Below are 15,231 nucleotides of genomic sequence, written 5' to 3'. Positions count from 1 at the left end.
AACGCAGCTCAATGCAGCCTAACCGGACAGGGAGATCGAGAACCTGCGTTTACCGTTACGAGGCGGGGGCGTTCGCGCGCTGTGGAACGCTGCCGTGAGTGCTGCGGCTCACGTCACACTCTCATCTACTTGTCCGTACGGAGCAAAAACCCGGGTTGAATGTGGCCGCATTGGTCGACGGGGAACGAACGGGGATTAGCAAGGCCGTCCGCGGGGGAAAACGTGCGACTTCCGTCTGGAGGACGTACGCAGATCGACCGAAAGATGCTCGAGGCGAGGCAGACCATGGACGCTCCGACCACCACGTCGGCCGGCAACGGTACTTCGGGGGACACTGACGGAGGCGGATGGTTCACGCCTCGCACATCGCCGCCCCCTGGCGGGGAGCAGGAGCCAGAGGGCAACCGTCTCGCGGCCCTGCGGCCCGTCGGTCGTTCGCAGGAGCCGCCTGAAGGCCCGCAGCCGAACCGGGAGAGCGCCGCACAGGAGCGAATACAGACCGGTTCGGATTTTCCTCCCAGTGCCCCACTCAGTCCTCCGCCCGCCCCGGATCGCGACTCCGACCACTCGGTCTTCGAGCCCCTCGTGTCGGACGAGCGCGCCGGTCACACCGCCACCGGCTCACCCGACGCCGTTCTCATCCGGCGGACGATGGCCGAGGTCGGACCTGTCGCCGACAAGGTCACCTCGTACTTCTACGCGCTGCTCTTCGTCCAGCACCCGGAGCTGCGCTCGATGTTCCCCCCGGCGATGGACGCCCAGCGGGACCGCCTGCTCAAGGCACTGCTGACCGCGGCCGAACACATCGACAACACGCCCGTCCTGGTCGACTACCTGCAGAACCTCGGTCGTGGCCACCGCAAGTACGGGACCCAGGCCGAGCACTACCCGGCCGTCGGCGAGTGTCTGATCGGCGCGCTGAGCCGGTACGCCAAGGCAAGCTGGAACGACGAGACCGAGGCCGCCTGGGTCCGGACGTACACCACGATCTCCCAGGTGATGATCGACGCGGCGGCCGCCGACGAGCTGCGATCCCCGCCATGGTGGCTCGCCGAGGTCGTCTCACACGATCTGAGAACCGCGGACACAGCGATCCTCACCGTCCGTCCGAACCAGCCGTATCCCTTCCTCGCCGGGCAGTACACGAGCCTGGAGACTCCCTGGTGGCCGCGGATCTGGCGGCACTACTCCTTCGCCTCCGCGCCGCGCTCGGACGGGTTGCTGTCGTTCCATGTGAAGGCGATCTCCGCGGGCTGGGTCTCCAACTCGCTCGTGCACCGTGCCCGGCCCGGCGACGTGCTGCGACTGGGGCCGCCGGCCGGGGGGATGACCGTCGACCACACCAGCGACAGCGGCCTGCTCTGTCTGGGCGGGGGCACCGGTATCGCGCCGATCAAGGCAATCGTGGAGGACGTGGCCGAACACGGACGGCACCGCCCCGTCGAGGTCTTCTACGGAGCCCGCACCGGCCAGGACCTCTACGACCTCGACACCCTGCTGCGGCTGCAGCAGAGCAACTCCTGGCTCGAGGTGCGCCCGGTCGTGGACAAGCACGGACTGCTCCAGCTGCCCGACGCCATACGCGACCACGGGCCCTGGAACGGGTACGACGCGTACCTCTCCGGCCCGCCCGGCATGATCCGCAGCGGTGTGGACGCACTGAAGGCCGCCGGGATCCCAGCCGACCGCATACGCCACGATTCGGTGGAGGAACTGGTGGCCGCCGGGGACTGACGTCCGAGATCAGGACGGCGGTGGTTGGCCACCGGTCGCCTCTGGACGGTCAGCCCAGGTCGGGCGCGTGCATCGCCCGTACGCCCTCGATGTTCCCGTCCAGGTAGTGCCGCAGCGACAACGGGACGAGGTGGACGGAGGCGATGCCGACCCGGGTGAAGGGGATACGCACGATCTCGTACTCCCCCAGGGGCTCCTCCACCTCGGGGCCGTGCCGCTTGGAGGGATCCATGGACTCCAGACGGCAGACGAAGAAGTGCTGGACCTTCACACCGGTGGCGCCGCCGTCCTCGCCGATGTGCTCGACGGTGTCCACGAAACAGGGCACCACATCAGTGATCTTGGCGCCGAGCTCCTCGTGCACTTCGCGGTGGAGCGCGTCGACGACCGTGGTGTCCTCCGGCTCGACCCCGCCGCCCGGCGTGAGCCAGTAGGGATCCATGCCCGGCTTGGTGCGCTTGATCAGGATCAGGTCGTCGCCGTCGAGCAGGACGGCGCGGGCGGTGCGCTTGACCACGGGTCGTACGGTCATGGGAGAAATGTGGCCCCGCATGTTCCACGTGAAACATCACCGGGGCGAGGAAGAGGAGCACCCCGGCGCTCGCCGCTGTTCCGCGCTCGGCCTCCCCCTCTGTCCAAGGAGTCCACCGTTGCCTCAGGACCAGTTCGCCGAGGTCTCCAGCAGCCACTCGTGCGCCCGCGCGATGTGCGCCATGGCCAGGGTGCCGGTACGGACCACCAGGAAATAGGTTCGCAACGGGGGCACCGCGGGTTCGAGAAGCGTGACGAGGTCACCGCGCTCCAGGGCGGAAGCGCACAGGTAGCGGGGGACCACGGCCAGCCCCGCGCCCGAGATCGCACAGGCGATGACCGCGCGCAGGTCCGGGACGACGACGGTCCCGGAGGTGGCGGGCCGGGCGTCGAAGACCGAGGCCCAGTAGCGGGTGATGAAGGGCAGTGACTCGTGTACCTCGACGAGGGGAAGCTCCTCCAGCGTGTGCGCCCCCTTGCGCCCCGGCCTCCCCGGACCGATCACGTCCGCCCAGCGCGGGGCGGCGACCAGGACGTGCTCCTCGTCGCAGAGGGGGGCCGCTGCGAGCAGGGCACCACGCGGCTGGGCGGTGGTGATGGCCAGGTCGTGGTGTCCGGCGGCAAGGCCCTCCAGCACCTCGTCGGAGTTTCCGAAGGAGACCCGCAGCGCGAACCCCTGGCCGTCGTCGCCGGTCAGGGCGGTGAGCGCGGGCAGGGCCCGCTCGGCGGTGAACTCCGGCGGGCCGGCGAGATGGAGGGTCCGTAAGGAGGAGTCGTCGTCGAGGCCGGTCTCGGCGATCTCCACCAGCGCGTCGAGATGCGGGGCAGCCTTGTGGGCGAGCTCGTCGCCGATGGTCGTCGGCGTCACCCCCCGGGCCTTGCGCAGGAAGAGCGGGCGGCCGAGTTGCCGCTCGAGAGTGCGTATCTGCGAGGTGACGGCCGGCTGCGACAGACCGAGCAGGGCGGCGGCACGGGTGAAGGAACCGGCCCGGTGCACGGTCACGAACGTCCGCAGTAGGGCCAGATCCATGGTCGCCTCCCCTCGCCGCCCCCGGAGCGCCCAACTATAAATAAGTCGATAGGTCTCTGTCGCTACTGTGATTGGACACTGACACAGAGTCAACTAGCCTTGTTCGCGCGGTTCTTCGCGCGCGGAACCGGGGACGGTCCGAGCCACGAGGGGGGAGGCTCGGACCGTCCGTTGTACGTAGCGCGGTACTACTCGGTAGAGACTGCGAGCGCCCGCAGCACGTCCGCCACGAGATCGTCGGTGTCCTCCGCACCTGCCGAGAAACGGATGAAGCCCTCCGGCACCGCGTCGCCTCCCCAACGGCCTCGCCGCTCGGCGGTGGAGCGCACCCCGCCGAAGCTCGTGGCGTCGTCCACCAGGCGGAGCGCGTCGAGGAAACGGTCGGCACGCGCGCGTGTGGGCAACGCGAACGACACCACGCACCCGTAGCGCCGCATCTGCTGCGAGGCGATCTTGTGCGAGGGGTCGTCGGGCAGCCCGGGATAGCGCAATCCGGTGACTTCGGGCCGACCCTTGAGCGCCTCGGCCACGGCAAGGGCGTTGACGTTCTGCCGGTCCGCACGCAGTTGGAGGGTGGCGAGCGAGCGGTGGGCCAGCCAGGCCTCCATCGGGCCCGGGATCGCTCCGACGATCTTGCGCCATCGCCTCACCCCGGCCATCAGCGCGGGGTCACGCCCGGCGACGTACCCGAGCAGCACGTCCCCGTGACCGGTCAGCTGCTTCGTTCCGCTGGCCACGGCGAAATCGGCACCCAGATCCAGCGGGCGCTGCCCCAGCGGTGTCGCCAGGGTGTTGTCGACGGCCACGAGGCACCCCCGCGCGCGGGCCGCCTCGCTGAGCCGCCGCACGTCGCACACGTCCAGCCCCGGGTTCGAGGGTGTCTCGATCCACAGCAGCCTGGCGCCGTCCAGGGCGTCGAGCTGGGCGTCGCCGCCCGTCGGTGCGCTGCGCACCTCGACGCCGTACGACCGCAGCTGCTCGCCGGCCAGCGGAAGCACGTTGTAGCCGTCGCTCGGCAGGACGAGGACGTCACCGGAGCGGACCTGGGAGAAGAGGACGGCCGAGATGGCGGCCATGCCGGAGGCGAAGGCGACCGTCTCGACGTCGTCCTGCCCGGGGGCCTCCAGTTCGCCGATGGCCTGTTCCAGAAGGGTCCAGGTGGGGTTCTGGTCGCGTCCGTAGGCGTACGGGCCCGTGGGCTCGCCGGGCAGGTGGTAGTGGGCGGCGAAGACCGGCCCGGGGAGGGTGGGCTCGTGCTTGACCGGCTCGGGCAGTCCGGCGCGCACCGCGCGGGTGCCCTCGCCGGGACCCGTAGCGGGGTTCTCCGTGCTCATGCGGCCCCTACCTCCACCTTCTCGCGTACGGCGGCCAGCAGACCTGGACTCGCGGCCTCCACGAGCTCCAGGCACTCCTCGAACCCGTCCATGCCCCCGTAGTAGGGGTCCGGAACGTCGAGGTCGTCTCCGGCGGCGGGGTCGTAGGAGCGCAGGAGCCGGACCTTGTCCGCGTCCGCCGGCGTCGGCGCCAGGCGACGCAGAGCCTTGAGGTGGCCTTCGTCGAGGGCTATGACGAGGTCGAGGCGGGAGAACCACGAGACCTGGAACTGCCGGGCCGCGTGGACGCTGTCGTAGCCGTTGGACTCCAGGACGGAGACCGTGCGCGGATCGGCGGCGTCGCCCTCGTGCCAGCCCCCGGTGCCCGCGCTGTCGACCTCGACCAGTCCGCCGAGTCCCGCCTCCTCTATACGGGCGCGGAAGACGGACTCGGCCATCGGGGACCGACAGATGTTGCCGGTGCAGACGAAGCAGACTCGGTACGTCATGCCGGACCCTCAGTCCCCGTCGGGCAGGACGAGGGAGAGCGCCCAGGAGACGATCGAGATGATCAGACCGCCGAGGACGGCGGTCCAGAAGCCCTCCACGTGGAAACTCAGGTCGAGGACGTCGGCCAGCCACGAGGTGAGCATCAGCATCAGGGCGTTCACGACCAGCGTGAACAGGCCGAGCGTCAGGATGAACAGGGGGAGGGTCAGCAGTTGCACCAGCGGCTTGACCACCGCGTTCACCAGACCGAAGACGAGTGCGACCAGCAGCAGGGTGCCGACCTTCTTGCCCGTGCTGTCCCCGGTCAGCGTGATTTCGCCGACCAGCCACACCGCGACGGCCAGGGCGCCCGCGTTGGCGATCGTCTTGACTAGGAAATTCATCATGTGTCTGATCGTGGCAGAAGCGATCGGTACGAGTACTGGGCAGGGGCGACTAAGTCGATGAAGGCATTCCGCTTGGACGAGCTTGAGGCGGAGCGCGCCGCCAACGACGGTGCCTACCTGCAGTTCCTGCGCGAGCGGAACATGTCGGTCGGCCTGTACGCGCTCGATGCCGGTGAACTCGATCCGCAGAAGCCGCATGGCCAGGACGAGGTGTACCTCGTCGTGAGCGGCCGTGCCTCGCTCACGGTAGGGCTGGAGACGACCCAGGTGGCGCGCGGCAGTGTCGTGTACGTGCCGGCCGGGATCGCCCACAAGTTCCACCACATCACCGAGGACCTGAGGGTCGTGGTGGTGTTCTCTCCGCCGGAGGGCTGACGTCCGCTCCGGCGTTCCCTAGGGGGACGATCAGGGACGGACAAGGGGTGCGAAGCCCCCGGAACACCCTTGCGCGGCCCTAGCATCGATGACAGACAGCGGGAAGCCCGGAATCAGTGCCCGGTGGCGGGCGACGGGTGGAGACACAAGGAGCAAGGGCGATGCGGGAGATCTTGGCGGGGATGCCGTGGTGGGTGAAGTGGATCGCGGTGCCGGTCATCGCCCTGCTGGTGTTCGGTGGGCTGATAGTCAGCGTCGTCCAGGTCGTGGTGGGCCTGCTCTTCAAGGTGCTGGTCTTCGTGGCCCTGGTCGGTGGACTGATCTACGTCGTCAGGAAGTTCACGGCGGGATCCTCGTCGCGCGGAGACTGGTGAGACGTCAACGGCGTGCAACCGGCTGAGGCGTGAGTGGGTGAGCCCGGTCAGGGCACGCCGGTAACAGGAACGTGAGGTTCCCTCGCCAGGGGGAAGTTTCCCAGCGGGGCCGTATGCGCGCGGTGACGGGCGGCTAGAGTCCGGAAACTCGTCGCGGGCTCGATCCCCGCGGGCGGCGCATCTCCTCCCGTGTCCCCCGCGCGGGCGGCCCTCCTCGCGCTTCGGGAGTGACCCTTGGCCACGGCTGACACCGCACCAGCAGAACCGCTCTCCCCGTCCACCCGGCCACGCTCCCGGTCGGCCCAGAGCGCGGTTCCTCCCACCCAGCCGGGCCCACGAGCGACACCCGCGACGACCGCCGAACAGCCCCGTGTGCGAGCCCCGGAGACGCACGGCCCACCACCACCTCCGCGTACGACGTCCTCGACGGCCCCGGCTCCCCCGGTGCAGCCACGTACCTCGCCGGGTGAGGAGAACGCGCGGCGGCCGGAGTCTCCCGCGCCCCCGTCGCCGACGCAGCGGCCGGCTGTCTCGGGTTCGTCCCCGGCGCAGGCGCAGGCGCCGTCATCATCACCGCCTACCGAAGCCCAGCTGCTGACATCACCTCGGGGCCAGGCGCAGGCGACAGGGCTCGTCCGCTCCGTACCGCCACACGGGCACGGGCACGGGCCGGGCAGGGGCGCCCGCATCCCGTCTCCCGCGCCGCCGACCGTGCCGGAGGCGAATTCCGGCACCCTGATCGGTTCCGTGCAGCGGGCGATGCGGCTGCTGGAGGCCGTCGCCGAGCGGGAACACGGGGCTCCCGCCAAACAGTTGGCCCGGGACGCCGGGCTCGCGCTGCCCACCGCGTACCACCTGCTCCGCACGCTGGTCCACGAGGGCTATCTGCGGCGGGAGAAGGGATTGTTCTTCCTCGGCGAGGCGGCCGAGCGGCTGAGCAGCAGCGGAGCGCAGCAGAAACGTCGCAGCACGGTGAGCGAGGCACTGGCGCACTGGCGGGACGCCCTGGGCGTGCCCGTCTACTTCGCGATCTACCGGGACGGCGAGATCGAGGTCATGTGCGTAGCCGACAGCCCGAGCGCCCCGGCCGTCGAGGAGTGGGCCGACTTCCGCGAGACGGGGCACGCCCACGCCATCGGGCAGTGTCTGCTGTCCCAGCTGAGCGAGGAGGCCCGCCGCGACCACCTGGACCGCTATCCGGTGCAGTCGCTCACCCCGTACACGGTCCGCGACGAGGAGACGCTGCTCCGGCGGCTCGGGCGCCTCGGGCGCATGGAGCCGGTGGTCGAGCAGCAGGAGTACGCCCTCGGGACGGTCTGCGCCGCGATTCCCATCACCGTGGGGACGACTGCCGGGACCCTCGCCATCTCGCTGCCCGCGCACCAGGCGGCCCGGCTGATGCCGGTGGCCCGTCAGTTGCAGACGGAGATCGGAAAGCTACTAGGGACACTCGCGATCTCTATCAGCATCTGAAAAATCACTCCTTGTGATCTCCCGTGTACTTTCAGCAAACTTCCAGGGGTGTCAGGCGGACGATCCTGGCCAGTCGACGAACACGGCGGGGTAGGCGATGCGCGAGTCGGTACAGGCAGAGGTCATGATGAGCTTCCTCGTCTCGGAGGAGCTCTCCTTCCGCATTCCGGTGGAGCTGCGTTACGAGACCTGTGATCCCTATGCCGTGCGGCTGACCTTTCACCTGCCCGGAGATGCCCCGGTGACCTGGGCCTTCGGGCGGGAGCTGCTCATCGACGGAGTGGGCCGACCGTGCGGGGACGGAGACGTCCACATCGCGCCCGCCGATCCGGAGACGTTCGGCGAGGTCCTGATCCGGCTTCAGGTGGGAACCGATCAGGCGATGTTCCGGGTCGGCACGGCGCCTCTGGTGGCCTTCCTGGACCGCACGGACAAGCTCGTGCCGCTCGGGCAGGAGCGTTCCCTCGCCGACTTCGACGCACTGCTCGACGAAGCGCTGGACCGCATCCTGGCGGAGGAGCAGAGCGCGGGCTGAACGTTACGGCGCCGGGGGTGCCGTAACGCTTCAGCGCTTGCGCCGACGGCCCCTTCCGCCACGGGCCGGAGCGGGCACGGACGTCGCTTCGGCGGTGTTCGGACGGTCGGCGGAGACGACGAGGGCGGCAAGCGCGGTGGTCACCGGCACCGAGGCCACCAGGCCGATCGAGCCGACGAGCGTGCGCACGATCTCCTCGGCGACCAACTCGCTGTTGGCGACAGTGCCGACGCTGCTCTGCGCGATCGAGAAGAGCAGCAGCAGCGGCAGCGCGGCACCGGCGTAGGCGAGAACGAGGGTGTTGACCACCGACGCGATATGGTCGCGGCCGATCCGGATGCCCGCGCGGTACAGGTTCCGCCAGCCCATCGTCGGATTGGCCTCGTGCAGCTCCCAGACCGCCGAGGTCTGGGTCACCGTCACGTCGTCGAGCACACCGAGCGAACCGATGATGACGCCCGCCAGCAGCAGACCGCTCATGTCGATCGTCGGGTACAGCCCGTGGATCAGACCGGTGTTGTCGTCCGTGTTGCCGGTCAGGTAGGCCCAGTCGATGAACCCCGACCCCAGCACGCCGATCAGCAGCAGCGAGATCAGGGTGCCGATCACCGCCACGGATGTCCGGGCCGAGAGCCCGTGGCACATGTAGAGGGCGATGAGCATGATGGCGCTCGCCCCGACCACCGCCACCACCAGCGGGTTCGAGCCCTGCAGGATGGCCGGCAGGATGAAGAGGGTCAGCACCAGGAAGCTGACGGCCAGCGCCACGAGGGCCATGACGCCCCGCATCCGGCCCACGACCACGACGGCGAGCGCGAAGATCCCGGCGAGCAGCGCCATCGGCAACTTCCGGTTCACATCGGTGACCGAGTACTGCAGGTCCTTGGGCGCGGCCGGTTCGTACGCGACCACGACCTCCTGGCCCTGCTCCAACTGCCGTGACTGGTCCGGCTGCACGATCTCCGTGAACGTGCGGCCCTTGTCGTCACCGGTGTCGATCCGGACCGTGGCCTTCTTGCAGGTGCCGTTCGCCTGCTGCTGGGCGGACGAGCCCTCGGCGGTGGATGTGTCGCCGGTCGGAGTGTCGCCCGAGGCGTTCACCGACGAGCAGCTGACTTCTTCGACCTTGGTGACGGTGGCCTGCTGCGTCTGCCGGTCGAAGCCCACCCCCGTGCGTTCGTGCCCCGGGGCGCCGCCGGGCCAGAGCACGACGAGTCCCACGACGACCGCGGTCGCGAAGGGGATCAGCACCGCCGCGATGACCTTGCGCAGATGCTGCGAAACGGGCGCGGCGGGGCCGTGGCTATGACTGTGGGAATGGCCGTGGCCGCCGTCGGAGCCATGCCCACGGCCGTTTCCGGGGCCATGGCCGTGGGGCGGCTCGGAGGGCGGAGGCGGGGGCTGCTGCGTCGTGGTCACCGACCGATCATCGCAAGAACGAGCGATGCCCACTGTTCACCGCGCCACATCTGCCGCTAGCGTGGAGGCACCTTTGCACACGCGGGAGCTCGGAGCACCGGGCTGAGAGGGCGCTGACCTCCGCAGACGCGATGTTTCACGTGGAACATCGTCGGGCGGAAATCGCTGCGTCGACCGCTGAACCTGTTACCGGGTAATGCCGGCGTAGGGAGTAGGTCTCATGACCATCGAGGACACACGCACGCCTGCCTCCAGCCAGACGGACGGGGCCTCCGTCGCGTCCGAGGGCGACAACAGCCAGGGTGAACCTTCCCTGGAGGCCGGGAAGTCCATCGGCTGGCACAAGGCGTACATCGAGGGCTCACGCCCCGATGTGCGAGTGCCGGTCCGCCAGGTGCACCTCACCAACGGACAGTCCGTCACCCTGTACGACACCTCCGGCCCGTACACCGATCCGACCGCGGAGACCGACGTCAGGCGGGGGCTGCTCCCCCTGCGCGAGAACTGGATCGTCGCCAGGGGGGACACCGAGGAGTACGCGGGCCGCCCCGTGCGCCCGGAGGACGACGGGATCAAGCACACCTCGCCGCGTGGCGGGCTGCGCAACCTCGACGCGGTGTTCCCGGGGCGGCCGCGCCAGCCCCGCCGGAGCCGCGACGGCCAGGCCGTGACCCAACTCGCGTACGCACGACGCGGGGAGATCACGCCCGAGATGGAGTACGTGGCCGTTCGGGAGAACGTTTCACCTGAGGTCGTCCGTGAGGAGATCGCCGCGGGCCGGGCCGTACTGCCCGCGAACGTCAATCACCCCGAGATCGAGCCGATGATCATCGGCAAGCGGTTCCTGGTGAAGGTCAACGCCAACATCGGGAACTCCGCGGTCACCTCTTCCATCGAGGAGGAGGTCGAGAAGATGACCTGGGCGACCCGCTGGGGCGCCGACACGGTCATGGACCTGTCCACCGGCCGGAACATCCACACCACCCGCGAATGGGTGCTGCGCAACTCCCCCGTCCCCATCGGCACGGTGCCCCTGTACCAGGCGCTCGAGAAGGTCGACGGCAAGGCCGAGGAGCTCACCTGGGAGATCTACAAGGACACCGTCATCGAGCAGGCCGAACAAGGTGTGGACTACATGACGGTCCACGCGGGCGTGCGCCTCGCGTACGTGCCGCTCACCGCGAACCGCAAGACCGGCATCGTCTCGCGCGGTGGCTCGATCATGGCGGCCTGGTGCCTCGCCCATCACAAGGAGTCGTTCCTCTACGAGAACTTCGAGGAACTGTGCGAGATCCTCGCCGCCTACGACGTCACCTACTCCCTCGGTGACGGCCTGCGGCCAGGCTCCATCGCGGACGCCAACGACGAGGCGCAGTTCGCGGAGTTGCGCACGCTCGGGGAGCTCAACCGGATCGCGAAGCGTTTCCACGTACAGACCATGATCGAGGGCCCGGGACATGTCCCGATGCACAAGATCAAGGAGAACATCGACCTGCAGCAGGAGATCTGCGATGAGGCTCCGTTCTATACGCTCGGCCCGCTGACGACGGACGTCGCTCCGGCGTACGACCACATCACCTCGGGCATAGGCGCCGCGATGATCGCATGGTGGGGCACGGCCATGCTCTGCTACGTCACCCCCAAGGAGCACTTGGGACTGCCCAACCGTGACGACGTGAAGACCGGCGTCATCACCTACAAGATCGCGGCCCATGCGGCGGACATCGCCAAGGGACACCCGGGCGCACAGGAGTGGGACGACGCGCTGTCGGACGCCCGCTTCGAGTTCCGCTGGGAGGACCAGTTCAACCTGGCCCTCGACCCCGACACGGCCCGCGAGTTCCACGACGAGACGCTCCCGGCCGAGCCGGCCAAGACGGCTCACTTCTGCTCCATGTGCGGGCCGAAGTTCTGCTCGATGAAGATTAGCCAAAGCATCACAGAGCGGTTCGGGGGTGCGGCGGCCGAGGGGGCGTCTCCCGAGGAGGTCGCGGAGGGGATGCTCCAGAAGTCGAAGGAGTTCGCGGCTGCCGGGAACAGGGTGTACCTGCCGATCGCGGACTAACACTCACCCGCGCACGGTCCGCGTTTCCAAGAAGCATCAAGCCTCGTTGGGGGTGCGGACCGTGCACGCCTTCCTCACAGGGGCATCTCGTGCCCCATGCCCTATGGAGGAAGTTAACGGGCAGGCCGGCGGCCCAACAGGACCTTGAGAGTCTCGCGTGCGTCGCGGCGTCGCTCGGAGGAACGGGCGAGCACTGAGGTGAGAGCTGTGGTGGCCACCGTGACCGCGTACAAGACAGTGGCGGCACACCCAAGGATGGCCCCGTCTTCGAGCACCTGAGGGAGGACGGACATAGGGAGAAAACCTCCGGAACGGGCCCGGTGGTCGTCTCCGTCCGGGCGCTGGTGGAACAGGTGTCCACCTTCCGGAGGGTTTCCGGCGATCTCCTCACGAGGCATCGCGATGTAAGTACGCTGGTCAGCGCAGCAGGAACAGGATTTCCGGGCGAGAGATGCTCCGGATGGCCCGGACAGGCGGTGCGTCTTCGTGAGCGGGGCTGCGGATCGGTTCTGGGGTGAACTGCGCCGGTTGTATGAAGCGGCAGGAGAGCCTCCGCTGAGCCGACTGGTCAAGCTTGGCAAAGATCAGCGGCCACCGCTTGGCGTCGGCCTTGCGACCATTGACGACTGGCTGACCGGCAAAGCGATCCCCGGTCAGAGGTCGGAGCGGTACTTCAAGGTGCTGATTGCTTTCCTGCAAGCCCGTGTCCGGCAAGAGGTTGCATACCAAAAACTCTCGGAGGGTGTGTGGCTGCAGATGCTCATTGCAGCCCGACGTGAGCGTTCGGCCAACCAAGGAGGCCGCCCTAGAACTAGAACGGTGCAGGGCCCGCGAGACGCACCCATGCCAACTTCAGGGCCAGTGAGCCTGCCACCTGACCCAGTGGGTTTCACCGGTCGTAGCGGCTTGCTGGAAGAACTCCTTGTTCGACTCGCTCCGCAGCGTCCTCAACACTCGCCGGTTATCTCGGCCATCGTCGGTATGGGAGGAGCAGGTAAGACCGCTCTTGCGGTACATGCGGCACACGAAGCTCGTAAGCATGGTTGGTTCCCCGGTGGCATCCTTTTCGCTGATTTGTACGGCTATAGCCCCAGTGGTCCTCAAGAGGCGGGTACTACAGCCGAACACTTGCTGCGTGCCCTGGGGGTAGCGGATGCAGTCATACCGCCGACCTCTCAGGGGAAATTGGATCTCTGGCGGGTTTTCCTGGACCGCCTTGCCGAGAGCGAGAGCCCTCTGCTCATGGTGTTGGACAACGCTGCGGCTGCTGGTCACGTCTCGCCATTGCTTCCCGGTCCGCCCCATCGAGTGATCGTCACGTCCCGTCATAATCTCTCGGCGCTGTCCGCCCATCGTGTGGAACTGACAGCCCTACCTATTGATGAGGCCGTAGAACTCCTGCAGGAGGCACTGCGAGCGACCCACTCTGAGGACAACCGCATCTCGGCTCATCCTGCGGACGCCAAGCGTTTGGCCATGCTGTGCGGACGGTTGCCGTTGGCCTTGCATATCATTGCGGCATTGCTTCGGGATGAGCCAGATCGGCCACTGGGCGACCAGATCGCCGATCTGAGCGATGCCCGAATGCGTATGGAGATTCTTCAGTACGACGACGTCGACGAACAGGGGCGCCCACTCTCAGTGCGTGCTGCTTTCGACTTGTCTTACCGCCAACTGAGTAGTGACAATGGCGAGCTGGCTCGCGCCTTTCGTTTGCTCGCTCTTACTCCTGGGCCGGAAATCTCTACGGAGACTGCCGCAGCGCTACTAGACCGCCCAGCTGTCACAGCGCGGAGACTAATGGTAGGACTTACCCGGGCTCATCTTCTGGAAAAACGGCAGAGTGAGCGCTGGGGTATGCACGACCTGATCCGTATCTATGCTGATGAGCACAGCCGAGCATTGGCTGACCATGATCAGCGTAAAACGGCGATCATGCGTCTCCTCGACCATCTCTTGAGTAGTACTAGGGCTGCGAATTCTTTCCTTGAGGTCGCGACTGATGAGCCTGTGGCAGACCGCTTCGCTGACCGATATGCTGCGGTTTCTTGGCTTGACAATGAGCATGATTGCCTGGTCGCAGCTGTAACCCTCGCGGAGGATGAGGATCTTCTTACCGAAGCCGCTTTGCTTTCTTTGGCTCTAGGCGTCTTCTTGAACTGGCGTCGGCACGTCCAGGACTGGCTATACACCGCTCAGGTGGCTGTCCGGGCAACGGAAGCAACCGGAAACCGACATGGGCTAGCAACTGCGCTAAACAACCTGGGCCTTGTTTTGCGTCACATGCGGCGGTTTGACGAGGCGATCGACGCTCATCGGCAGGCAGTAGCTATTTTCCAAGAGTTGGGCGAGCGACAGCGTGAAGGCGGAGTTCTCCACAACTTGGGCCTGGATCTGCAGGACGCACGACGCTTTGACGAAGCCACCGAAACCTACCAGCAGGCAGTGCAGATCTTCAGAGAAATGGGGGATCAACTTGAGGAACAAAAAGCGTTGGACGCGAGAGGAGTAGCCCTTCAAGGGTTGCGGAATTTCACCGAGGCTGCCCAACTTCACCGCCGCGCGGCATTTGTCTTTCATGAATTCGGGAACCTGCCCAGTGAAGCTAGTGCCCTTACAAATCTAGGCGTCTCGCTAATGGAGTTGTTTCTCTTTGAGGAATCACTCGATGCCCACCATCGAGCTGAAGAAATTTTTGAACATCTCGACGACCAGTATCGCAGGGCCACAGCCCTGGATAACCAAGGAACGGCTCTTCAGGGGCTGCAAGATTTTAGTCGGGCTCTAAACCTTCACCAACAGGCATCAGAGACATTCCGAAGAATCGGCGACCAGCATCGACTGGGCGGATCTTTGGATAACCAAGGAACGGCCCTGTACCGGCTGGGACGTTTCCATGAAGCGCTTCATGTTCACCAGGAAGCTGAGCAGATCTTCGGGAGATTTGGAGATGGACATCGTAGAGCCCGGGCAACCGGAAACTGCGGTGCCAGCCTACTAAAGCTGCAGCGATATGATGAATCCGTTGATACCTACCGCAAGGCCGCCGGCCTCTACAAGGCGGAAGGCGACCCGTATGGAGAGGCCCATGCGATGGGAAACTTGGCTATCGCCCATAATGAAAGATGGCGCTCAGCACTGCGATAGCTGAACGTCGGTGTATGAGATTGCGCACCCCTAGCTAGTATCTTGCGTCATACCTGGAATGGTGTGATCTTTTTGAGGCTGGGGCCGGCTGGCTCACGGCGAGGATGGCGTTGCCGCCGTGGCGGCGAGCGGGAACCGGGTGTATCTGCCGCTGATGGAATGACGACCGCATCTGAAGATCGGGGGGCTTACCTCGGGGGAATCGCTCTCGCCGGACCGGGGGATCGACTGCCCTCAGCAGGACGTCTCGTGGGCGACCGCCTCTGCGGAGATCGTCAGGGGCCTCGTACCGCAATGCGAAGCCCTTGATGCCCTATACGCGACGTAGCGGGACACGAC

At 66.9% G+C, this 15,231-nt stretch carries 13 protein-coding genes; 7 read left to right on the top strand and 6 right to left on the bottom strand.

Going from position 1 to position 15,231, the window contains the following annotated elements; translation table 11 throughout:
* The first annotated feature begins 264 nt into the window (after positions 1-264).
* Entirely contained in the window at positions 265-1,734 is a 1,470-nt protein-coding gene (locus L3078_RS22820) for a globin domain-containing protein (protein ID WP_239755827.1), read from the top strand.
* A 49-nt stretch (positions 1,735-1,783) separates the two neighbouring features.
* Here L3078_RS22820 and L3078_RS22815 read toward each other — a convergent pair whose 3' ends face one another.
* The 5 genes from L3078_RS22815 to L3078_RS22795 all read right to left on the bottom strand — a co-directional run bounded on the left by L3078_RS22815 (position 1,784) and on the right by L3078_RS22795 (position 5,504).
* Complete coding sequence (locus L3078_RS22815) at positions 1,784-2,266, bottom strand: NUDIX domain-containing protein (RefSeq protein WP_037689600.1); 483 nt, start codon at positions 2,264-2,266, stop codon at positions 1,784-1,786.
* A gap of 123 nt (positions 2,267-2,389) precedes the next feature.
* Positions 2,390-3,295, bottom strand: a complete 906-nt coding sequence (locus L3078_RS22810; RefSeq protein WP_239755826.1) for a LysR family transcriptional regulator — start codon at positions 3,293-3,295, stop codon at positions 2,390-2,392.
* Between the two features lie 188 nt (positions 3,296-3,483).
* Entirely contained in the window at positions 3,484-4,629 is a 1,146-nt protein-coding gene (locus tag L3078_RS22805; RefSeq protein ID WP_239755825.1) for a cystathionine gamma-lyase, read from the bottom strand.
* Entirely contained in the window at positions 4,626-5,117 is a 492-nt protein-coding gene (locus L3078_RS22800) for a low molecular weight protein-tyrosine-phosphatase (protein ID WP_239755824.1), read from the bottom strand. Before L3078_RS22800 ends, L3078_RS22805 begins: the two co-directional genes overlap by 4 nt.
* Before the next feature lie 9 nt (positions 5,118-5,126).
* Complete coding sequence (locus L3078_RS22795; protein WP_239755823.1) at positions 5,127-5,504, bottom strand: phage holin family protein; 378 nt, start codon at positions 5,502-5,504, stop codon at positions 5,127-5,129.
* A 57-nt stretch (positions 5,505-5,561) separates the two neighbouring features.
* On the opposite strand from L3078_RS22795, the gene L3078_RS22790 reads away from it, so the two are divergent.
* From L3078_RS22790 to L3078_RS22775, 4 genes are all read left to right on the top strand, one after another.
* Positions 5,562-5,879, top strand: a complete 318-nt coding sequence (locus L3078_RS22790) for a cupin domain-containing protein (protein WP_239755822.1) — start codon at positions 5,562-5,564, stop codon at positions 5,877-5,879.
* Positions 5,880-6,040: 161 nt separating this feature from the next.
* Entirely contained in the window at positions 6,041-6,253 is a 213-nt protein-coding gene (locus tag L3078_RS22785) for a DUF5326 family protein (RefSeq protein ID WP_239755821.1), read from the top strand.
* A gap of 747 nt (positions 6,254-7,000) precedes the next feature.
* Positions 7,001-7,726 (top strand): IclR family transcriptional regulator, encoded by a 726-nt coding sequence (locus L3078_RS22780; protein ID WP_392310205.1) that lies wholly within the window; start codon positions 7,001-7,003, stop codon positions 7,724-7,726.
* Positions 7,727-7,823: 97 nt separating this feature from the next.
* Complete coding sequence (locus L3078_RS22775) at positions 7,824-8,261, top strand: SsgA family sporulation/cell division regulator (protein WP_239755820.1); 438 nt, start codon at positions 7,824-7,826, stop codon at positions 8,259-8,261.
* Positions 8,262-8,291: 30 nt separating this feature from the next.
* On the opposite strand, the gene L3078_RS22770 is transcribed toward L3078_RS22775, so the two are convergent.
* Entirely contained in the window at positions 8,292-9,680 is a 1,389-nt protein-coding gene (locus L3078_RS22770; RefSeq protein ID WP_239755819.1) for a YibE/F family protein, read from the bottom strand.
* Between the two features lie 220 nt (positions 9,681-9,900).
* Between L3078_RS22770 and thiC the strand changes: the two genes are divergently transcribed.
* Together thiC and L3078_RS22760 are read left to right on the top strand one after the other, a co-directional pair.
* Positions 9,901-11,745, top strand: coding sequence for a phosphomethylpyrimidine synthase ThiC (gene thiC, locus L3078_RS22765; protein ID WP_239755818.1), 1,845 nt, complete (start codon positions 9,901-9,903; stop codon positions 11,743-11,745).
* A gap of 486 nt (positions 11,746-12,231) precedes the next feature.
* Positions 12,232-14,892: an ATP-binding protein gene (locus tag L3078_RS22760; protein ID WP_239755817.1), complete on the top strand. Its 2,661-nt coding sequence runs from the start codon at positions 12,232-12,234 to the stop codon at positions 14,890-14,892.
* Positions 14,893-15,231 lie beyond the last annotated feature (339 nt).

The organism is Streptomyces deccanensis (assembly GCF_022385335.1).
In the GTDB taxonomy this organism is placed as follows: Bacteria; Actinomycetota; Actinomycetes; order Streptomycetales; family Streptomycetaceae; genus Streptomyces; species Streptomyces deccanensis.
Note: the sequence above shows the minus strand (reverse complement) of the source record. Positions and strands in the feature narration are given on the sequence as shown.

Coding starts and splice junctions, on each gene's coding strand:
- L3078_RS22820 (WP_239755827.1), top strand. CDS start 265: ATGCTCGAGGCGAGGCAGACCATGGACGCTCCGACCACCACGTCGGCC.
- L3078_RS22815 (WP_037689600.1), bottom strand. CDS start 2,266: ATGACCGTACGACCCGTGGTCAAGCGCACCGCCCGCGCCGTCCTGCTC.
- L3078_RS22810 (WP_239755826.1), bottom strand. CDS start 3,295: ATGGATCTGGCCCTACTGCGGACGTTCGTGACCGTGCACCGGGCCGGT.
- L3078_RS22805 (WP_239755825.1), bottom strand. CDS start 4,629: ATGAGCACGGAGAACCCCGCTACGGGTCCCGGCGAGGGCACCCGCGCG.
- L3078_RS22800 (WP_239755824.1), bottom strand. CDS start 5,117: ATGACGTACCGAGTCTGCTTCGTCTGCACCGGCAACATCTGTCGGTCC.
- L3078_RS22795 (WP_239755823.1), bottom strand. CDS start 5,504: ATGATGAATTTCCTAGTCAAGACGATCGCCAACGCGGGCGCCCTGGCC.
- L3078_RS22790 (WP_239755822.1), top strand. CDS start 5,562: ATGAAGGCATTCCGCTTGGACGAGCTTGAGGCGGAGCGCGCCGCCAAC.
- L3078_RS22785 (WP_239755821.1), top strand. CDS start 6,041: ATGCGGGAGATCTTGGCGGGGATGCCGTGGTGGGTGAAGTGGATCGCG.
- L3078_RS22775 (WP_239755820.1), top strand. CDS start 7,824: ATGCGCGAGTCGGTACAGGCAGAGGTCATGATGAGCTTCCTCGTCTCG.
- thiC (WP_239755818.1), top strand. CDS start 9,901: ATGACCATCGAGGACACACGCACGCCTGCCTCCAGCCAGACGGACGGG.